Below are 19,631 nucleotides of genomic sequence, written 5' to 3'. Positions count from 1 at the left end.
ACATATTTCATAATGAAGGAGAAGGGGAACGATGGAGTTAACAATTTCTTATTCACAATTAATGTTGATGAACTATGACGGTGAACAGCCTTACGTAGACTGGACGGATGAAGATTTTGATAGAGGTTATGCTAAGGCGGATGGAACTGTTATTTTTGAAGCACTTTCTGATTATACTTGTGAAATAAAAGTGACTTGTGGAAAACATATTGAAAAAGAAGAAGTAATTAGAACAGTTACGGTTCCTTTTACAATTAAAAATGAATGTATCGTTGTAACGAGTATTCTTTCAAATAAATTTCAAATTCCTATTCCAAATGGTGAGTATACAGTTGTATTGCAGGTAATTCCTCTTGAAGAACCAACGGATGATGAGTTATATAAACTACAATACGAATTCTTTTTTGAAAGTAAAGAATAAAAAATGGGTTATCCTAAGGAAGGATAACCCATTTTTGTTATGCATTTGTTTTTAAAAGGGAACGAGCATCTTTTGCTGCTTGCACCATGTGTTCTAAAGCTGGAATAACTTCTTCTGTTTTTCTTGTTTTTAAACCACAGTCAGGATTAATCCAGAAATATTTAGGATCACATACTTGTAAAGATTGTTCTACGATTTCAAACATTTCATCTTTACTCGGTACACGTGGGCTATGAATATCGTATACCCCTAGACCGATCCCTTTTTCATATGTTGTATGTTTTAATGTATCAATAAATTCTCCGTGACTACGTGATGTTTCGATAGAAATGACATCCGCATCTAATGCACGAATAGCATCTACAATATCTTCGAAGTTACTGTAACACATGTGCGTATGAATTTGCGTTTCATTGGCTACAGAAGATGTTGCTAAAAGGAAGGATTGAACTGCCCATGTAATATATGCATCCCAATCTTTTTCTTTTAGTGGCATTCCTTCACGAAGCGCTGGCTCATCGACTTGGATTACTCTAATTCCAGACGATTCAAGTAATTCAATTTCATGACGAAGTGCTAATGCAATTTGATAGGAAACTTCTTTTCTTGAAATATCATTTCGAACGAATGACCAATTTAAAATAGTGACAGGTCCAGTTAGCATACCTTTTACTACTTTTTCTGTTAAGCTTTGTGCGTATACAGTTTCTTTAATAGTCATTCCATTTATAAAGGCAACATCACCATAAATAACAGGTGGTTTCACGCAACGGGAACCATACGATTGTACCCAACCGTTTTTAGTGAAGGAGAAACCAGCAAGACGTTCACCGAAGTATTCGACCATGTCAGTTCTTTCAAATTCACCATGAACAAGAACATCAAGACCGATTTCTTCTTGGTAACGAATCCATTTTTCTGTTTCTTTTTCAATAAATTGCTCATATTGTTCATTTGAGATAACGCCGTTACGCCATTCTTTTCGCGTTTGACGAACTTCAGTTGTTTGCGGGAAGCTACCGATAGTTGTTGTTGGTAACAACGGTAACTGCAGAGCAACTTGTTGTAATTCGTATCGTTTTTCAAATGGAAGAGGGCGTGAAAAATCTTCTTCTTTTAGTGCTGTTCGTGCTGCTTTGACATCTTCTCGGTTACGTGCAGCAGATGAACGTATTGTATGGTGCGCATTGCGATATGTTTCAAGTTCGTTACTAATGCTTTCTGTACCTTGAGTCAAAGCAGAATGAATAAGAACTAGTTCTTCTAATTTTTGGTTTGCAAATGCTAGCGCATCAAATAGTTCAGTCGATAAGTGAGTTTCTTCGGTTTTATCAATTGGTGAATGCATTAAACTACAAGAAGGCTGAACGATGAAATCTTTTGTTTGGACTTGTTTTTGTAACGTTGTAAATAACGTAAGAATTTCATCAAGGTCCGCTCTCCAAATGTTACGGCCATCTATACAACCGACTGCTAAAGTTTTGTCAGCTGGGAATCCGTATTTCGCAATAGCATTTAAATTACCTTCTTTACCGTGAACGAAATCTAAACCAACACTAGATACAGGGAATGTAATAATTTCTTCATAGTTTTCTTCTACACTATCAAAATATGTTTGTAAAAGAAGATTCGCGTTTGGAACTTCTTTACGAATAGTTTCATAAATTTCTTTCGCATGCTGAATTTCTTCTTTAGTTAAAGAAGCGAAAATCGGTTCATCAACTTGAATGATTTGTGCACCAGCCGCATGTAGTTCTGAAAGTAGTTGTACGTAAGGTGTAACTAACTGTTTTAAAATAGTAGCAAATTGATCTTGTTTATAGCCTTTTGCTAATTTTAAGAAAGTATATGGTCCTAAAATAACAGGCTTTCCATCTACGCCTAATTCTTGTTTTGCCTCTTCGTATAAGCGAAGTGGACGATTATCTTTTAAAGAGATTTGTAATCCCTCTTCATATTCAGGAACAATATAATGATAGTTTGTGTTAAACCATTTAGTCATTTCGGAAGCTACGTGATCTTTAGAGCCACGCGCCATTGCAAAATATACATCAAGGTAAGATGTAAACTCAGAAAAACGTGACGGGATAAAACCTAACATATAAGCAGTATCCAGAACGTGATCATAATATGTAAAATCGCCGACTGGAATGAGTTCAATTCCTTTTTCTTGCTGTACTTTTACGTGTTGAAGGCGAATTTCTTTCATCGTTGTTAAAAATTGTTCTTCATCAATTTTATTGGACCAAAAAGCTTCCAATGTTTTTTTCCATTCTCGTTGTAGTCCGATACGTGGATAACCTAAGTTACTTGTTTGAATTGCCATTTTAAATTCCTCCCTAATTGAAAGTAAGCATTTCCGTTTACTAGGAAATACTTATAACAAAAAGTACAAAGACATAGAAAATAAGCCTTCCTTTTTGTTTTAACACCTCATCATCATCCGTGAATCTATCAGTGTTGTTAAAACAGGCAGGTCTCCTGACTTATGCTTCATATAATTTCTTTCACCTTCCCGTTCTCACAGTGGCACTAACAAAGAAATCTCAGCATTTACAGTGGCGGGACCGTGTTGGAGTTTCACCAAGCTTCCCTTTTAAACACGAAACGAAATTTTCGTGTACCTATTTTCCTTTTGAAAGGAATTTAACAAGCGATATGATATTGAAACAAATTCTAACACGATTTTTGGAATTTTGTCTACTGTTTTAAAATAAGAAAATTCTAAAGGTTTTATTTCTTAATATTCTGAATAATTCAGGTGTTTTTCAGATTAATGATATATAATGGAATGTGAAAATATAGAAAAATTGAGCGAGTAAAGAAGAGGGAACGTCTTCTTTACTCGCTCAATTTTCATCTACATCAAATTTTGAAAGTCGTCCTGCTATGGCATCGTTAAGGAGGGTGCTTAACCATTGTAATTCAACGGTAATATGCTCAATAACACTTTGTAAAATATATAGTTGTGCACGTGGAATTTTTCCTTTACTGCAATCATATATAGTTTGCATTTTATGTAAATATTGAACGGTATCATGTTTCTTTTTTTCTAAAATTGGAACCAATTCTTGATCATCACCAAAATGAGTGAAAGAAAGTGCTGAATAAATTGGTTTATATATTTGGTTTTTTGCTTCGAACTGTTTTAAGAGTAACGTGTGAAATAGTTGTTTACCTTCCTCTGTTATATGAAAGATTGTTTTATCTGGTCTATTCGTATCACGAACAATAGTTGTAATGCGAATTGCACCTTGCTTTTCTAATTGCTCGAAGGCGTAATAAAGTGATCCTTTTGCATATTTAATATAATAATCCATCTGTCTGTCTTTCATTATGTGCTGCACTTCATATGGATGTTTATCTCCTTCGAGTAGCAAGCCGAGAATGACTAATTTCATGCTCATTCTGTCTCAACTCCTGTACATAAAAACTGTATCCCTACTAATTAAAGTTTGATTTTATACATATTATAAACGGCATATCCTTTTTCATAAAGGGATATGCCGTTCCTTTTTTTATACTAACTTACTTGTTTTTGCTTTTGTTTCGCTTTCGGTCCTGTAAATAGGCGTTCATTTCCCATAAGTAAAATACAAATAATACTTAGTACAGCTGGGATCAGTGCCCAGAAGAATGTGTTGGCAATAGATGTAGCGAGAGCTTCTTTAATACCAGTTAATATTTCTGCTGGAATCTTCTCGGTAGCACCTGGTGATAATAAGAAACTTGTGTCTCCACCTTTTGGAGCTAATTTTGCAAGTTCAGGAGGGAACACAGTGTTTAATTTATTAATAAAAATATGATTTTGAATTGTACCGAAAATCGTTACACCAAGAGTCATACCGAGTGAACGGAAGAATGAGTTTGTTGATGTAGCAGAACCACGGTCTCTCATTTCTAATTTATGGATAGAAGACATACTTAAAACTGAGAATGAGAAACCAACCCCAAGTCCAGCGAGGACCATAAATAGCGTTACGAGCATACGAGGTGTGTCCATTGTTAAGGTGCTTAGTAAATAAATACCAAGAACGAAGAAAACGCCAGATACCATCATAATGTTACGATAGCTTGTTCGTGAAGCTAACTGTCCACCTGTTTGACTTCCGATTACAGAGCCGACCATCATTGGTGTTAAAATTAATCCAGCATTTGAGGCTGAACCTCCGAGAACACCTTGAACGAAGATTGGGATATAAACTGTACAGATGATAAAAGCAGCACCATAGAAAAAGGCAACGCCTTGGCTAGCTGCAAATAAAGGTTTTTTAAATAGATGGAAAGAAATGATAGGCTCAGTTGCTTTTCGTTCTACGAAGAAGAAAATAATAAGCATAATAACAACAGTTGCAAATAAACCGATAATTACATTAGAGCCCCATGCATACGTTTTACCACCAAGTTCTAGTGCGAACATTAAGCAAATAATACTAATGACAAGTGTAATAGCACCAGCCCAATCAATTTTTTGTTTTCTAAATTCTAGAGATTCACTGTAGTATTTAGTAATGAAGAAGAAGGAGATAAGCCCTAATGGAATATTAATATAGAAGACCCAATGCCAGCTTATATAGTCCGTAATATAGGCACCTAATAAAGGTCCAAATACACTTGATGTCCCGAAAACTGCACCGAATAGCCCTGTCATTTTCCCACGTTTTTCTGGCGGGAATATGTCATACATAATTGTGAAGGCGATAGGCATAAGGGCGCCACCACCAATACCTTGAATTGCTCTATAAATACTTAATTGTTCAATACTAGATGCTGTCCCGCAAAGTGCAGAACCGAATAAGAAAAGAATGAGTCCACCAATATAAAAACGTTTCCGTCCGTACATATCAGAAAGTTTTCCGAAAATAGGCATCCCTGCCATTGTTGCTACCATATATGCCGATGTGACCCAAACAAACTTGTCAAATCCTCCTAAGTCTCCGACAATCGTCGCCATTGCGGTTGCAACAATTGTATTATCCATTGCTGCCATTAAAATACCAAGTAGTAAACCAGCAACAACAAACTTTGTATTGTTGGAGTCTTTTTTTGATAGTTGAGTTTCCAAATATGCCCCTCCTTTAATAATAAGTAAACTATATTAAGTTTTAAATGCAACGCATAAAAATCTAAAGCATAGTTCCTCTTAAATTCTCTTACATAAGTGCACTGACATGCCATAAAGAATATTATAGTCAAATTTGACTAAAAGGCAAACTTTTTCTTTCACCAAAATATCCTTTTGTATGGAAAGAAAAAGAGTGAGCAATACTGAATATTGTTATAAAGTCAATGAAGTAAATTGTAAAAAATATTTCAGTAAGAATACTTCCTGTTAACAGTTGAAAAATGGTTTTTTCTTTATATTGTCGAATAGGATAAAAGGAAGGGAACTATTAAATATCGTTTGTAACAAGCGTTCATCATTTTTGTAGTTTATTGTGTAAAGCGAAAGAATAGAATTGTATGGATGGTACATCTGAAATGAGGTGAATATATATTATGAAAATATGGAAGCGAATTTCGGATCAAGGAAGGGATACAATACCGTTACAGCCGGTATTGTGGATTGATGGCTCAAAAAAGGAAGGCGAACTTCCTAATGTAGCAGTTACATTACAAATCCGTAGTATGTATGAAGAAAAATTTTCATATGAACTAATCTATGATGTAAACGACATACTTATTATGCGAATTGAAGTTGAAAATAAAGGAATTGAAGTGATTTCACGAGTCGTTGTAAGTCATATGATTAGAGATTACTTTTCGTATATTCCGAATTCTCTGCAGGTTAATAAGGGGATGAGCGAGTTTTTATTCCAGCTTGTAAGGTGGAGAATCGATAATTTATTGCCGAACGAGAAGGTGGAACTAAGTTGTAAATTAAAAGCAAATAAAGATAAAGCGGTTAAAACTGCATTGTTTAAGGCTACATACACATTTCAACATAAAGCAGTCTCATATGGCCCATTGCAAACAAATGAAGTTGTGGTGCGGCAATGATAAAAAGGAACCTGTGCGAAAGGTTCCTTTTTTAATGGAGGTTGTGCTTCTTGAGTATTTTCTTTTGTTCGATTCCTTTTTTTCCTACATAGTTATTTTTATAACCAAAATATAGAATGAATAGAAATGAAATAACATTTACAATAGCGTCGATTTGATCGTTCGTAATAAAGTTTATTCCGAAAGAGGTAAATAGTAGCTTTAATGATAACAAAAAACCAGCTAGTAAACGTATAGCATCTGATAGATTTTCTTTTTGTAGCATATAGGTCACTCCTTTCTATAAACGATATATAGTATATATATGAAATAGAATAAAAAAGGAATACAAGCTCTAGCGGAAATGTACATAGAATATGTACATTTTTTATTTGGTAGAAAAACATTATTGTTATAGAAACATATATTGGTATAGGAAGGAGAGGAAGTATGAAACATAAAGGGAAGATTAGTGGATTATTACTAGGGAATACTGTTGCTGTTACGGAATGGATTGCGCTTCAGGATGTAATTGCAAAATTAGATTCGCGATCATTTTATACTGTCTTTATTATTTATATTTTGCAACTGTTGCTAAGTTGTTACTTTGGCCATTGGTATGATAAAAGAGAAAACGGACGTATGAATATGGAAGTAGGGGGAATGGCAAGTAATGATTTTGTTGTTGATTTTTTTGAAAAAGTAGCTGCTTTATCTGAACGAGATTCTCGCAATATTACAGTGTACATTCTTTCCGTTAAAGAATGGGAGGGATTAAAGGAAACAGTGCAAGAAAAAAAGTTGGAAGCGTTAGTACAGAGAGTGGAGTCTACTATTGTAAAGACGATTCGAAAAGGTGATGTCGTTACAAAATGGGATGAAAATAAATATGTTATTGTAGCGATTGATAATGGTCATGAAAAATCAACAATAACACGACGATTAATGAAAAATATTGAAAGTGAAATAGAAAGTGGTTTATTAAGTGTGACGTTATTATTTGGGGCTGCTAGTTATCCAGTAGAAGGGAAAACTTTTGAAGAATTGTTAAGAAAGGCACAGAATCAATTGTACCAGTATAGAAATTTGAAAGACAATGAGTAAAACTTTGAGTTGAAGAAATATGATATGAAGAAATTCGGATTGTAACATTTTTTTGACTTTTATTACAAAAACAACTTTTATTGTAATAAAAGTCTTTAAAAATATATGAAATAGGCATATAATTATGATGGATGTGTCAATGCATTTGCACAATGTGTTTCATTTTAAAAGTGTAGAGGAAAACATGCTCTACACTTTTCCTTTTTAGGAAAGGAAAAGAATATTTGTAAGTTGTTGCGAGGTAGTATTTGTACTGTGTAAAATGAACAAAGAGATTATTTGATAGAAAGCGGAAAGGGAATGATAGATGTGAGAGATCGACAATCATCTTTTATCAGGTGAATTATTATAGTTGTTCTTCTAATTATTATGGCTCTGGTGAATTCCATTGTATTTTAAGGTAATACATAGTGTGAGTAGAGAATGAAAAGTGCAAAGTGAAATATACTTAGTAGATGGACATGAAACTGCTACATAATTCAAAGAGAATAACGTGAAAAATAATTTCAAGTAATAAATGTGTACAAGCATGATAAACAATACTGATGATCTTCGTAAAAAAGATGCGAGTGTGAAGTGTATAGAAGGATTATATGATTTTTATAGCTTTTTTACACAAGGATCGTTTATAAGTAGGAGGAAAAGATGTTGAAATATAGTAAATTAGCAATTGTAGCCACATTATCAATGGTTTTATTAGCGGGTTGTTTTGGGCCAAAACCAGAAGAGGAATTATATGTAGCATTTGAAAATGCTGCCAAGCAAGAAAAAACAATGTTTGAAGATGCAAAGAAACTTGAAACTTTAGAAAAAGAGGGACAAGAATTATATAACCAGATTGTTCAAGAAGGAAAAGATAATAATCAAACTGTTAAGGAAAAACTGAACCAAGCAGTGAAAAATACAGATGAACGAGAAAAAGTGCTTAAAAAAGAAAAAGAATCTTTAAATAAGGCGCAAGAAGAAGTGAAATCAGCAGATAAATATGTGAAGAAAATTGAAGATAAGAAATTGAAAGAGCAAGCGGATAAAGTGAAAAGCACATATGAGAAACGACATGATTCATTTAACAAAATGTATGACAGCTATAATAAATCGTTAAAACAAGAAAAAGAATTATATACAATGTTACAAGATAAAGGTACAAAATTAAAAGATATTAGTGAGAAAGTTAAAGTAGTAAATCAATCGTATAAGGATATTGAGTCAGAAAAAGATAAGTTTAATGAATTCACGAAATCTTATAATACAGAAAAAGTTGCATTTTACAAGCAAGCCAATATTAAAATTAAAGAAGAGAAAAAATAAAACAGTTTGGCCTAACATAGGCCAAACTGTTTTATTTTTTTGTATAAGTGCGGCTATACCATGGAACAGGTTCACTTAATTTTTTTTCTTGTTTCAGTGCTTCAGGACCAATATAATCTTGAAGTGTTTTTTTGGAAACTGTTAAAGACAAGGTTGTTTTCGGGTTTCGGTAGGAGGATTCAAGATGACCAAGATGTGGTAGGTTTCGAAAATCTTCTTTCGTAGGAGGGATGTGGAAATAATAATCGCCTAACCGTATAAGAACATCAGATTGTTGTTGGCTAAAACGTGGATTTCTAGAGAAATGTAATCCTTCTTTAATTGCTTTTTTTTCGGCGATTAAACGCTCTAAAGCTGTCTTTTTTAACCAGTATAAATATTTAGGGTTAGTTGCAGCTTTGGCATGACGATTCACAACGAAAATAGATTGAGCTAGTCGATTAATAGGATGTTGGTTTTGTAATTGAGATTGTGGTTGTGAAGGTTTCATATTGAATCTCCTTTCAATTTTTCATTATTATAACATAAATAAAAGAGGTTTTTATTATATGCAAAAAGTGATTGTATACATTTTCAATATTAAAGCAATATTGTTACAAAAAACAACTATTTTGTATAATAGTAATAGAATGTGTTTTGAAATTTGATAATGAAAGAGTGAGAAGTTTGAAAGAACTATTAAAACAACAATATGCCATTATAGATATTGGATCTAATACAATGCGTTTAGTTATTTATGAAAAGCAAAATGGAGGTTTTTATAAAGAAATTGAAAATACGAAAGTGGTTGCCCGGTTAAGAAATTATTTAATCGATGGTGTTTTGAATGAAGAAGGTAAGGAAGTATTGTTACAAACATTATTTCAATTTCAAGAAAGTACAAAATTCCATCAGCTGCATCATGTACTTTGTGTTGCAACGGCAACAATTAGACAGGCTGAGAATCAAGAGGAGATTAAAAAACTTGTTGAAGGACAAACAGACTTTACTCTTAGAGTGTTATCAGAATATGAGGAAGCACGTTACGGCTATTTAGCAGTTATGAATTCTACTTCGTTTTCGGAAGGAATAACAGTAGATATTGGTGGCGGAAGTACGGAAGTTACATATATTAAAAATAGAGAGATTTTAGAGTACCATAGTTTTCCTTTTGGTGCGCTTTCTTTAAAACATCTATTTATTAAAGGTGATATTCCTACTAAAGATGAATTAGAGGAAATTCGAGAGTATTTAGAGTGTCAATTTCGAACGTTACCATGGTTAATTGATAAGAAATTGCCTCTTATTGCAATTGGTGGTAGTGCGAGAAACTTAGCAAAAATCCACCAAAATTTAATAAACTATCCTATAGCGGGAGTACATTTATACAAAATGAAAGAAGAAGATATTGAAAATGTAAAAGGTACATTAGAAAAACAATCGTTTATCGAACTTCAGAAAATGGAAGGATTGGCAAAAGATCGAGCTGATACAATTATTCCAGCGGTTGAAGTATTTCATAAACTTGTAAATATTATAGAAGCAACGGCATTTGTATTAAGCAAAAAAGGATTAAGAGAAGGTGTTTTCTATGAAGAGTTGACGAAAGATTTAGGGATTTCATATTATCCGAATGTAGTTGAAGAAAGCTTACATTTGTTATCACACGAATATGAAATGGATATGGAATTTGTCATTCAACTTATTAAACATGGAAGATTGATTTGTAAACAACTCGAAGAAATGGGACTGATTTCTGTTTCGATAAAAGACTGGGAAGCATTCCATCAAGCAGCGAAAGTATTTAACATTGGAAAATATATAGACGAAGAAGCGAGTCGTTTACACACGTTTTATTTATTGGCGAATAAAACAATTGATGGCATGATGCATAAAGATCGAGTGAGGTTAGCGCTTATTGCATCTTATAAATCAAAAATGCTATTTAAACAACATTTATCTCCATTTGAAGGTTGGTTTGATAAAAGCGAACAAAAAAAAATCCGCCTATTAGGGGCTGTTTTACAATTTTCAGCTGCTTTAAATGTAAGACAAAGATCGCTTGTCGATACGATATCCATAACAGAAAATAAAGAAGGATTAACGTTTAGAATTTTATGTGAGCAATCGGCATTAGCAGAAAAAGTACAAGCTGAAAAACAAAAAAAGCAGCTAGAAAGAGTGTTAAAAACGAATATTAACTTGTCATTTGAATGAAAATGTTAGGTTGTACGGATGTCTTTACAAAAAATTTACACTTTATAATATTGTAATTTGCTAAAATAAAAGTAACTAAATTATAGTAAAAAAGTTTCAAGGGGAAGTGTGAAGAGAATGGAATTGTTGAAGGGGAACATCGTAAATTTAAATGATACAGCATATTATAATAACCGAGAGCTAAGTTGGTTAGCATTTAATGAACGTGTACTACAAGAAGCGCAAGATGAAAATAATCCACTCTTGGAAAGATTAAAGTTTATTAGTATTTTTAGCTCGAATTTAGATGAATTCTTTATGGTACGTGTAGCGGGTTTGAAAGATCAAGTGAGTGCTGGGTTTAATCAACCAGAAAATAAAGCTGGCTTAACACCAAAAAAACAATTAAATAAAATTGAGATAAAAGCCCATGAATTAATGACCGTACAATATGATACGTTTAAAAATTACGTATTGCCAGCGCTTGAATTAGAGGGGATTGAGCGTTTAACATTCCATGATTTGACGAAAGAACAGAGAGAATTTATAGAAGATTATTTTGATGAGCAAATTTTTCCGGTTTTAACGCCTGTAGCTATCGATGCATACCGTCCATTTCCGATGTTATTAAATAAAAGTTTGAACTTAGCTACTCTTTTATATGATGAGAAGCAAGTGGAGGAAGAAAACCGTACGAAGTTAGGAATTGTGCAAGTTCCTTCATTACTTGAACGCTTCATATTTTTACCGAGTGAAGGGCAAAAGCATAAATTTATTTTATTAGAAGACGTAATTAGTAGTTTTACTCATAAATTATTCACAGGATATAAAGTATCATCTGTTACTCGTTTCCGTATTACACGTAATGCGGATTTAACAATTCATGAAGAGGGTGCGAGGGATTTATTAAAGGTAATTGAAAAAGAGTTGAAAAAGCGTAAGTGGGGAGCTGCTGTACGTTTAGAAGTTGGCAAAGAACACATTGATGAAAGAGTATTAACATTATTATACGAGGTGTTGGAAGTAAAAGATGAAGATGTATATATAATGGATGGACCGTTAGATTTAACATGTTTATTCTCTTTATATAAAAAATTAGCACCATTATATGAACATCTCATTTATCCAGCCCTTATTCCGCAACCACCTCAAGACTTAGGTGATGAGGAAGATGTATTTGAAAAGGCGATTGAGCATGATATTTTATTACATCATCCTTTTGAATCGTTTCAGCCAGTAGTTGATTTTGTCCGTGATGCGGCAGACGATCCGAATGTACTTGCGATTAAACAAACATTATATCGAGTAAGTGGTGATTCTCCGATTATTCAGGCACTAAAAGTAGCAGCTGAAAAAGGAAAACAAGTCACAGTGTTGGTGGAGTTAAAAGCAAGGTTTGATGAAGAGAATAATGTTCATTGGGCTAAAGAATTAGAACAGGCTGGGTGTCACGTTATTTACGGTGTAAGTCACTTGAAAACGCATAGTAAAATTACGCTAGTTGTAAGAAGAAAAAACGGAAAAATCGAAAGATTCGTACATCTTGGAACCGGAAATTATAATGATGCAACAGCAAAGTTATATACCGATTTTGGCTATATTACATCACGAAAAGACTTTGGGGTCGATGCAACAAATTTCTTTAATTATTTAAGTGGTTATACAACGAAACCGCATTTTCACCATTTATCAGTTGCACCATTTGATATAAGAGAGCAATTTATGGATTTAATAGATGAAGAAATTCGTTATCATAGGCAATATGGAAATGGCTATATTATCGCTAAGATGAATTCACTAACGGATAAACCATTAATAAAAAAAATGTATGAAGCATCACAAGCGGGAGTAAAGGTAGAGCTCATCGTTCGAGGAACATGTTGTTTAAGACCTGGTATTCCAAATGTAAGTGAAAATATTCGTGTAGTTAGTGTTGTAGGAAGATATCTAGAACATAGCCGTATTTATTATTTCCATCATAATGGAGAGGAGAAAATATATTTATCTTCAGCTGATTGGATGACGCGAAATATGGAGAAACGAGTAGAAATATCCTTCCCAATTCTAGATATTGAAATGAAAGCAAGAATAAAGGCGATTTTACAGCTTACTTTAGCAGATAATGTGAAAACACGCGAACAAAATAAAGACGGTGACTACTATTATGTTATTAATAGTAGTGCAGAGGAGATTGATAGCCAAGTGAAGTTGTTTAAGATGGCGTATCAAAATACAGATGCTGAATAGCAAGAACAAAGTAAAAAACCTCTTATTAATAAGAGGTTTTTTACTTTGTTCTCTACTTATTATACGTTCTCAAAATAGAAGAATGTGTAGAGAGAATAGTTTTTATTGTAAGCATATTAATCGATTGTCTAATAGAGAGAATAGCGTTGGTAGAATTGTTGGCATACATTAATAATAGTATGGTTGTTGACAAGGTCCACCATAACAAGGATAAGGTGCTGGTGGCGGGTAAGGTGGTGGATAAGGTGGATAAAATGGTCTAGGGCCGAAAGCTAATGCTCCGCCGAGCAATCCACCAGCAATTCCAGCTAGAAATGGAACGCCAAAAAACGGAAAGAATCGTGAGTCGCCTACTGGGCCAATAGGTGCTGAACGAACTGGGATTGGTTGATAATATGGATACATGAACAAACCTCCTTTATTGGACTCACTTTTATCATATGGTAAACGAAACGTGGATGAGCGCGTACAAGAAAGGATATGTAAGAAAATAGGCGAATTATTACGAATGTTGTAGGGTGAAGAGTGTAATTTCAGGTTTTGACATAAACCGGAATGGGACACGTGTTCTTCCAAGTCCGCGATTGACATAGAGAGATAAGTCTTGAATGGAATAGAAGCCTTCAATGTAGTGTTTGGCAAGTGATGGGGTAACGATAGCACCTAAAAAAGGGATTTTTACTTGTCCGCCGTGGCTATGACCAGAAAGTTGCAAGTTGATTGGATATGTAGCAATTTGTGGCGCAATATCTGGCTCGTGAACAAGAACAATGTTATAAGTATTTTGCCGCGCTTGTTGTAGTGTTTCCGCTATTTTTGGTTTGCCAAGTAGTATATCATCGAGTCCGAAAATAGAAATTTCACTATTATCCAGTAGACGAATTCGTTTTTCGCTATTTTGTAATAGTTCAAATCCAGATTCACGCATGATGTGATCATAGTATTCAGTTCCATATCCGCCGTGATCATGGTTACCATAAATAGCAAATTTACCGAAGGGTGCTTGTATATTCTTTAAAATGGATGCAACGAAAGGAGTATCAGTATATGTTTGGTAATTATCAATGAGATCACCAGTAAAAAGGACAATATCTGGGTTTGCAGCATTAATCTTAGAAATGATTTGAGATAAATGTTGGAGCGAGAAATAGTATCCGAGATGTAAATCGCTAAATTGAAGAATCTTCATACCATGAAAACTTTTTGGTATGAGCTGTGATTTTAGTGTGTGCTCTGTAAAAGAGATCATATGCGGCTCTATGTATTTAGCGTAATAGTAACCGATACTAGTGGTTATAAATGAATATAGACAAGTGCGTATTCCATTTTTCAAAAAATTTCTTCGTGTAATTTGCTTCATAAAAGTATGAGTATACCTATTTGATTTATATCATGTGTTTTCGTTCCATATACAGGCTACTCAAATCTCCTTTCAGTTTTTTTTAATATATTTAAAATAATAAAGAAGTAGTATAGCTTACGGAAAAATGAATGAAAAGAAGTCTCTTTAAGTTAAAATATCAGAAAAGTTTAAAAATATAAAGATTTCTATCAAATAAAATGATAAAATGAATGTGTATTCATTTTTGGGAGGGATATATATGAAAGAGAAGGTAGTAATTATAACAGGTGGATCGAGTGGAATGGGAAAAGGAATGGCAACTCGTTTTGCAAAAGAAGGGGCACGAGTTGTTATTACAGGGCGTACAAAAGAAAAACTGGAGGAAACAAAGTTAGAGATTGAACAGTTTCCAGGGCAAATATTGCCTGTACAAATGGATGTACGAAATACTGAAGATATTCAGAAAATGATTGAACATATTGATGAAAAGTTCGGACGAATTGATATTTTAATAAATAATGCAGCTGGCAACTTTATTTGTCCAGCAGAAGATTTATCTGTGAATGGCTGGAATTCGGTCATTAATATTGTGTTAAATGGTACATTTTATTGCAGTCAAGCTGTCGGGAAGTATTGGATTGAGAAAGGTATAAAAGGAAATATCATTAATATGGTAGCGACATATGCATGGGATGCAGGTCCAGGAGTTATTCATTCGGCTGCAGCAAAAGCTGGCGTATTAGCAATGACTAAAACGCTTGCTGTTGAGTGGGGACGTAAATATGGAATACGAGTTAACGCTATCGCACCAGGGCCGATTGAACGTACGGGCGGTGCCGATAAATTATGGATTTCAGAAGAAATGGCTAAGCGTACACTACAAAGTGTGCCACTTGGAAGACTAGGTACGCCAGAAGAAATTGCGGGTCTAGCTTATTATATATGTTCAGATGAAGCTGCATACATAAATGGAACATGCATGACAATGGATGGAGGACAACACTTGCATCAATATCCATTTTAAGAGGGATGACCAAATGAATGTTTGATTCATTTTTTTGTGGTAAAATGTGACGGAATTGTGACATGTGAAAGAAAGGTATTTACAAGAGGTCATATATACGGTATATTTAAGACCTCTTTTTTCTTCATAGTAGAATTGCTAATTCCCCTTAGCATTTTACCCCTCTAATCCCTTCAGGAAAACTGAAGGGATTTTTTATTATTTTTCCGTAAATATCGTGTTATAATTTTTGAAAAGTAAAGGGAGGGAAGCACGTTGATAGATGCATTAGATGTAATGAGTAACTTGGATAAAGTCCTTCCTTATTATCAAGCTATTTTTAGTGCTGATGAACATACAGTAATTGGATATGAAGTAGTAGGACGTATTCAAACAGAAGAGGGCATACAAAGTTTAGCTTCGTTCTTTCATGATGATTCTATTCCAAGTGAGTTTCAACTGGAAGCGGATAATATTATAGTAGAAAAAGCTTTAAACCGTTATTTAGAAAGCAATCAAAAATTGTTATTATTTATACATCGAAATGCTAACGTATTAATGAATGACGAAGATGAAAGTTTACTTCAACTTTTATTGATGTATGAAAAACAAGGTTTAAATTTGAACCACATTGTTTTAGAGATAACAGAGCATGAATGTAAAGAAGATATTGAGCAATTTAATCATTTGCTTATGTATTATCGTACATATGGTATTCAGATTTCGATTAATAAAGTTGGAACGGGTACAAGTAATTTAGAACGTATTAGCGTGTTAGCACCTGATATTTTAAAAGTAGATTTAACAAACTTAAGGCAAACTGCACTTATACAATCTTATCAAGATATTTTATATTCCTTATCTTTACTTGCAAGAAGAATTGGTGCAACGTTGTTATATGAAGAAATTGATGCTTTTTATCAACTACAATATGCTTGGAAAAACGGTGGTAGATACTATCAAGGTAATTATTTAAAAGAATGTTTACCTGATTTTATTGAAACGAATGTTTTAAAAGAGAGACTTGGTAATGAATGTCATCAATTTATTCAGCATGAGAAAAAGAAGTTGCAAAAAATTTATCATTTAACAGAGATGTTACGTGATCGAATTGGTGATGTTCTGTCAAAACAAAAAAAGAATGAAGATATAAATGATTGGTTATTACAATTTAGCCAAAGTATATCACAATGTAGTTTTCGCATATTTATTTGCAATGAAGATGGTTTTCAACAATCAGGTAATGTTATGAAAAAAGATGGGGAATGGATTGTGATGCCGGAGTATTATATGAAGAACTGGAGTTGGCGTCCGTATTTTCTTGAGAATATTATGAAAATGCGTTTTGAAAATAAGGCGAGACTTTCAGATTTATATGCCGATATTGAAACTGGTGAAATGGTACGAACATTTTCTTTCCCGATTGATGATGAAAACTTTTTATTTATAGATTTATCTTATGAATATTTATATGAAGAAGATGTTTTATTTTAATGCACGAAGAGATTCGTGCATTTTTTTGTTTGTTTTTATCAGAAATTGGTAATAGTGAAAATGGTGATGAAAATGCTGTCTATCGTTGTAAAGATTTTACGAACGAAACCATCCCTTTCTTTGCATAATCATTGTTACAATGAATACTACAAAGACAAGTTCTTTTAAAAGGAAGGTGAAAAAATGAGGAAATATGGAATATGGCTTGTTCTATTTGTATGTGTTGCCTTTCTAGTTGGTTATAGTGTTACAACTGTTTTAGGAAAAGAGGAATTGAAAGTCGATCGGAAAGACGTGTTTACAACGATACAAAAAGGCTATGAAACCCAATTTTCAATTCGCGGGAAGCATTTGCCGATGAATAAGATGATAGAGACGTTATCACCGTATTTTACAGATAATTTCCTTCAAGTATTTACAGATGAAAATAGTAGAAGTGATAAACAAAGTGGTGAATATTTACTTCCAGCAAAAGAAGCACCGTTTTCTTTTAATTCGGAAACGAAAATGGCGTATGATGAAGAGCATAAAAATTTATATGTATATGAGCGGGCGAAAAGTGGACAATATCAAATTGTAACATTGAAAAGGGATCAAGATAAATGGAAATTAGCAGGGTATCATGAAAGCCAAGAACTTTTAACTGAAATAAAAAGGTTACAACAATTATAAAGCTAATAATCAGTGGGGGCTTTATATCCCACTGATTATTAGCTTTCATCAATCGGGAGTTTTACTGCCCATAAATAACGAGATAAAAATAGGAATAGGTATTTACCTATTCCTATTCTATATTGAGTAGCTGTTGTAATTTTTCGATTTGAAAACCTGCAACCACTTCACCGTCGATTACAACTGTTGGAGTTGAATAGGAATCATAGTCGTATAAAAGTCGATCTCGAGCAGCAGCGTCTTTTTTTACGTCAAATTCTTCATATGAAACGTTATTATGCTTTAAAAATTCTTTCACAATGACACATGGCGGACAATCAGGTTGTGTGTAAACCTCAATTTTTTTCATTGTAATTCCTCCTTTTTTCTGTTTTTTATTATATTATTCCAGTATGGAAATCGCAATAAAGAAGGAAAAAGATGTTCTTTCTGTGTTTTCCTTTGCATTTCGACAAATTTTTAGTTGAGTTTCTGGCCAATAACCTTTATCCTAGACTGTGGAACATTTTTTCTGTTATGACGGATAGAATGAGTATAGCTGTAAAACCTATTGGTAGGAAGATTAGAGAAAGGAGAGATTTCATGTCTCTACTCCAAGGAATTTTAACACGACTTGTTAGTCTACAAGAACAAGCTGTAAGCGGTGAAGTAGCACAACGCTATTTTGAAGTGAACGGTGAGCGCAAATGTAGCGTGAAATTTTTCGATAAAAGTGAAATGTATGAATTAGAAGTGTATCAACAAGGTGAAAAACCTCAAGTGTATCAATTCGATAATATCGATATGGTTGCAATTGAGATTTACGATATCATTTCTTGATACATATAAAAAAGGTACTGCCTATGGCAGTACCTTTTTTAGTTCTTTTACTTTCCAGTATATATGTATAGGAATTTTTCGTTTTTCCTACAATGGTAATAAAGTAAGACTTTAATCAGTGGAAGTGCTTATTATCGACTGATGATTGGCCTACATCAATCAGGAGTTTTACTGCTCGAAAATAGCGTGATAAAAATAAATAGGAGGTGTGTTATGTGGAACGTTTACCAGTTGTGATCTGTCCTAATTGCCACAATTCTGCAGAGATTATTCATGTATTAACGGCTCAATCGAATCAAAATGTAATTTATACTTGCCAAGTTTGTCATTTTGTAATGCGAAATATTGAGACGAATAAAGGATAGTAAGTTATAATTTTTGTTTTTGTCCCATACAATGAGAATACGAAAAGTCTGTCTAATGGAAAGGACGTGACTATGTGGACGGTGGGCATAAATTCTATAATGTTTCAGAGAGACATTTGAATTTTGATACGGTCTTTAACCGCATTTGTAGTTTCATTGAAAAGGATCCACGAAATTTATATCGATTATCTATTGGGACAGACTCACAGGCACATCAAAAAGATACGAGATTTATTACGGCAATCCATATTCACCGTGTTGGAAAAGGGGCTTGGGGATGTTTACACCATAGGTCAGTAAAAGATAAGCCGGCAACATTACGGGAGAAAATATATTTAGAAACACAGTTTAGTCAAGAAATCGCTTGCCTATTTACTCCTAACCATATACAAACCATATGGGATTTATTGCATCCATATGCTCAAGATGGGGCTGGGTTCATAATGGAAATTCATTTGGACATAGGGAATGATGGTTTAACAAAAGAATTTATTTTAGATATGACAGCGAAAATTCAAGCGATGGGATTAACTGCAAAAATTAAGCCGGATGCTTATGCGGCATTTAGTTATGCAAATCGATATACGAAATAATTTTTATATGGTTACAATTGTTACATGTTTTTATTAAAAACTGAATATTACATCTACTAAATAAGTTGGAAATTTTATATAATGAGAGTAACGATGGGATTATAAGGAG

The 19,631-nt window shown here is 33.5% G+C and carries 21 protein-coding genes and 1 riboswitch; of the genes, 13 read left to right on the top strand and 8 right to left on the bottom strand.

The genetic code is table 11. The features are described from left to right. The first annotated feature begins 31 nt into the window (after window positions 1-31). Window positions 32-421: a competence protein ComJ gene (locus MHB70_RS18330; protein WP_000424018.1), complete on the top strand. Its 390-nt coding sequence runs from the start codon at window positions 32-34 to the stop codon at window positions 419-421. A gap of 37 nt (window positions 422-458) precedes the next feature. Here MHB70_RS18330 and metE read toward each other — a convergent pair whose 3' ends face one another. The 3 genes from metE to MHB70_RS18315 form a co-directional block, all read right to left on the bottom strand. Further along, window positions 459-2,747, bottom strand: coding sequence for a 5-methyltetrahydropteroyltriglutamate--homocysteine S-methyltransferase (metE, locus tag MHB70_RS18325; RefSeq protein ID WP_001007623.1), 2,289 nt, complete (start codon window positions 2,745-2,747; stop codon window positions 459-461). A gap of 128 nt (window positions 2,748-2,875) precedes the next feature. Further along, a riboswitch (cobalamin riboswitch) is annotated at window positions 2,876-3,064 on the bottom strand. 206 nt (window positions 3,065-3,270) lie between these two features. Next, window positions 3,271-3,828 (bottom strand): PadR family transcriptional regulator, encoded by a 558-nt coding sequence (locus tag MHB70_RS18320; RefSeq protein WP_000062055.1) that lies wholly within the window; start codon window positions 3,826-3,828, stop codon window positions 3,271-3,273. A gap of 116 nt (window positions 3,829-3,944) precedes the next feature. Next, on the bottom strand, window positions 3,945-5,486 hold the full coding sequence (locus tag MHB70_RS18315; protein WP_000449890.1) for an MDR family MFS transporter: 1,542 nt from the start codon (window positions 5,484-5,486) through the stop codon (window positions 3,945-3,947). 434 nt (window positions 5,487-5,920) lie between these two features. Between MHB70_RS18315 and MHB70_RS18310 the strand changes: the two genes are divergently transcribed. Continuing rightward, entirely contained in the window at window positions 5,921-6,421 is a 501-nt protein-coding gene (locus MHB70_RS18310; protein WP_000708174.1) for a hypothetical protein, read from the top strand. A 31-nt stretch (window positions 6,422-6,452) separates the two neighbouring features. On the opposite strand, the gene MHB70_RS18305 is transcribed toward MHB70_RS18310, so the two are convergent. Then, window positions 6,453-6,686 (bottom strand): SPP1 phage holin family protein, encoded by a 234-nt coding sequence (locus MHB70_RS18305; RefSeq protein WP_000939445.1) that lies wholly within the window; start codon window positions 6,684-6,686, stop codon window positions 6,453-6,455. Window positions 6,687-6,850: 164 nt separating this feature from the next. On the opposite strand from MHB70_RS18305, the gene MHB70_RS18300 reads away from it, so the two are divergent. Then, window positions 6,851-7,504, top strand: a complete 654-nt coding sequence (locus MHB70_RS18300) for a diguanylate cyclase domain-containing protein (protein ID WP_000680808.1) — start codon at window positions 6,851-6,853, stop codon at window positions 7,502-7,504. Between the two features lie 645 nt (window positions 7,505-8,149). Beyond that, on the top strand, window positions 8,150-8,812 hold the full coding sequence (locus MHB70_RS18295; RefSeq protein WP_000922477.1) for a YkyA family protein: 663 nt from the start codon (window positions 8,150-8,152) through the stop codon (window positions 8,810-8,812). A 31-nt stretch (window positions 8,813-8,843) separates the two neighbouring features. Here the strand turns inward: MHB70_RS18295 and MHB70_RS18290 are convergent, their stop codons facing one another. Further along, complete coding sequence (locus tag MHB70_RS18290) at window positions 8,844-9,302, bottom strand: YkyB family protein (protein WP_000804859.1); 459 nt, start codon at window positions 9,300-9,302, stop codon at window positions 8,844-8,846. Between the two features lie 176 nt (window positions 9,303-9,478). On the opposite strand from MHB70_RS18290, the gene MHB70_RS18285 reads away from it, so the two are divergent. Continuing rightward, window positions 9,479-11,008, top strand: coding sequence for a Ppx/GppA family phosphatase (locus tag MHB70_RS18285; RefSeq protein WP_000661381.1), 1,530 nt, complete (start codon window positions 9,479-9,481; stop codon window positions 11,006-11,008). A gap of 117 nt (window positions 11,009-11,125) precedes the next feature. Further along, window positions 11,126-13,234: a polyphosphate kinase gene (locus MHB70_RS18280; RefSeq protein WP_000421687.1), complete on the top strand. Its 2,109-nt coding sequence runs from the start codon at window positions 11,126-11,128 to the stop codon at window positions 13,232-13,234. Window positions 13,235-13,402: 168 nt separating this feature from the next. Here MHB70_RS18280 and MHB70_RS18275 read toward each other — a convergent pair whose 3' ends face one another. Continuing rightward, window positions 13,403-13,639: a hypothetical protein gene (locus MHB70_RS18275; protein WP_000283739.1), complete on the bottom strand. Its 237-nt coding sequence runs from the start codon at window positions 13,637-13,639 to the stop codon at window positions 13,403-13,405. A gap of 97 nt (window positions 13,640-13,736) precedes the next feature. Continuing rightward, the gene (locus MHB70_RS18270) at window positions 13,737-14,594 is read right to left on the bottom strand and encodes a metallophosphoesterase (protein WP_002039478.1); all 858 of its coding nucleotides are present in this window, start codon (window positions 14,592-14,594) and stop codon (window positions 13,737-13,739) included. A 241-nt stretch (window positions 14,595-14,835) separates the two neighbouring features. On the opposite strand from MHB70_RS18270, the gene fadH reads away from it, so the two are divergent. The 4 genes from fadH (at window position 14,836) to MHB70_RS18250 (ending at window position 17,745) form a co-directional block, all read left to right on the top strand. Beyond that, entirely contained in the window at window positions 14,836-15,600 is a 765-nt protein-coding gene (fadH, locus tag MHB70_RS18265; RefSeq protein ID WP_000660910.1) for a 2,4-dienoyl-CoA reductase, read from the top strand. Window positions 15,601-15,855: 255 nt separating this feature from the next. After that, a complete protein-coding gene (locus MHB70_RS18260; RefSeq protein WP_000564311.1) occupies window positions 15,856-17,073 on the top strand; it encodes an EAL domain-containing protein in 1,218 nt (405 codons plus the stop codon). Further along, window positions 17,073-17,201, top strand: a complete 129-nt coding sequence (locus tag MHB70_RS18255; RefSeq protein WP_000544074.1) for a hypothetical protein — start codon at window positions 17,073-17,075, stop codon at window positions 17,199-17,201. The genes MHB70_RS18260 and MHB70_RS18255 overlap by 1 nt, the downstream gene beginning before the upstream one ends. 55 nt (window positions 17,202-17,256) lie before the next feature. After that, on the top strand, window positions 17,257-17,745 hold the full coding sequence (locus MHB70_RS18250) for a DUF3993 domain-containing protein (protein ID WP_001233803.1): 489 nt from the start codon (window positions 17,257-17,259) through the stop codon (window positions 17,743-17,745). A gap of 112 nt (window positions 17,746-17,857) precedes the next feature. Here the strand turns inward: MHB70_RS18250 and MHB70_RS18245 are convergent, their stop codons facing one another. After that, window positions 17,858-18,094, bottom strand: coding sequence for a glutaredoxin family protein (locus MHB70_RS18245; RefSeq protein WP_000717877.1), 237 nt, complete (start codon window positions 18,092-18,094; stop codon window positions 17,858-17,860). A gap of 233 nt (window positions 18,095-18,327) precedes the next feature. Between MHB70_RS18245 and MHB70_RS18240 the strand changes: the two genes are divergently transcribed. The 3 genes from MHB70_RS18240 (at window position 18,328) to MHB70_RS18230 (ending at window position 19,522) form a co-directional block, all read left to right on the top strand. Continuing rightward, window positions 18,328-18,564 carry a YkuJ family protein gene (locus tag MHB70_RS18240; RefSeq protein WP_000055152.1) on the top strand — a complete coding sequence of 79 codons (237 nt, stop codon included), beginning with the start codon at window positions 18,328-18,330 and terminating at the stop codon, window positions 18,562-18,564. A gap of 215 nt (window positions 18,565-18,779) precedes the next feature. Continuing rightward, the gene (locus MHB70_RS18235) at window positions 18,780-18,929 is read left to right on the top strand and encodes a hypothetical protein (protein WP_000440536.1); all 150 of its coding nucleotides are present in this window, start codon (window positions 18,780-18,782) and stop codon (window positions 18,927-18,929) included. 74 nt (window positions 18,930-19,003) lie between these two features. Continuing rightward, window positions 19,004-19,522 (top strand): ribonuclease H-like YkuK family protein, encoded by a 519-nt coding sequence (locus MHB70_RS18230; protein WP_000348650.1) that lies wholly within the window; start codon window positions 19,004-19,006, stop codon window positions 19,520-19,522. The last annotated feature ends 109 nt before the right edge of the window (window positions 19,523-19,631 follow it).

Source organism: Bacillus sp. FSL M7-1020, assembly GCF_038050415.1.
Taxonomy (GTDB): Bacteria; Bacillota; Bacilli; order Bacillales; family Bacillaceae_G; genus Bacillus_A; species Bacillus_A toyonensis.
Note: the sequence above shows the minus strand (reverse complement) of the source record. Positions and strands in the feature narration are given on the sequence as shown.

Bases quoted from the DNA above. Each gene is read 5' to 3' on its own strand.
- MHB70_RS18280 (WP_000421687.1), top strand. From the start codon at position 11,126: ATGGAATTGTTGAAGGGGAACATCGTAAATTTAAATGATACAGCATAT.
- MHB70_RS18330 (WP_000424018.1), top strand. From the start codon at position 32: ATGGAGTTAACAATTTCTTATTCACAATTAATGTTGATGAACTATGAC.
- MHB70_RS18270 (WP_002039478.1), bottom strand. From the start codon at position 14,594: ATGAAGCAAATTACACGAAGAAATTTTTTGAAAAATGGAATACGCACT.
- MHB70_RS18255 (WP_000544074.1), top strand. From the start codon at position 17,073: ATGCACGAAGAGATTCGTGCATTTTTTTGTTTGTTTTTATCAGAAATT.
- MHB70_RS18310 (WP_000708174.1), top strand. From the start codon at position 5,921: ATGAAAATATGGAAGCGAATTTCGGATCAAGGAAGGGATACAATACCG.
- MHB70_RS18240 (WP_000055152.1), top strand. From the start codon at position 18,328: ATGTCTCTACTCCAAGGAATTTTAACACGACTTGTTAGTCTACAAGAA.
- MHB70_RS18275 (WP_000283739.1), bottom strand. From the start codon at position 13,639: ATGTATCCATATTATCAACCAATCCCAGTTCGTTCAGCACCTATTGGC.
- fadH (WP_000660910.1), top strand. From the start codon at position 14,836: ATGAAAGAGAAGGTAGTAATTATAACAGGTGGATCGAGTGGAATGGGA.
- MHB70_RS18295 (WP_000922477.1), top strand. From the start codon at position 8,150: ATGTTGAAATATAGTAAATTAGCAATTGTAGCCACATTATCAATGGTT.
- MHB70_RS18250 (WP_001233803.1), top strand. From the start codon at position 17,257: ATGAGGAAATATGGAATATGGCTTGTTCTATTTGTATGTGTTGCCTTT.
- MHB70_RS18305 (WP_000939445.1), bottom strand. From the start codon at position 6,686: ATGCTACAAAAAGAAAATCTATCAGATGCTATACGTTTACTAGCTGGT.
- metE (WP_001007623.1), bottom strand. From the start codon at position 2,747: ATGGCAATTCAAACAAGTAACTTAGGTTATCCACGTATCGGACTACAA.
- MHB70_RS18290 (WP_000804859.1), bottom strand. From the start codon at position 9,302: ATGAAACCTTCACAACCACAATCTCAATTACAAAACCAACATCCTATT.
- MHB70_RS18245 (WP_000717877.1), bottom strand. From the start codon at position 18,094: ATGAAAAAAATTGAGGTTTACACACAACCTGATTGTCCGCCATGTGTC.
- MHB70_RS18300 (WP_000680808.1), top strand. From the start codon at position 6,851: ATGAAACATAAAGGGAAGATTAGTGGATTATTACTAGGGAATACTGTT.
- MHB70_RS18320 (WP_000062055.1), bottom strand. From the start codon at position 3,828: ATGAGCATGAAATTAGTCATTCTCGGCTTGCTACTCGAAGGAGATAAA.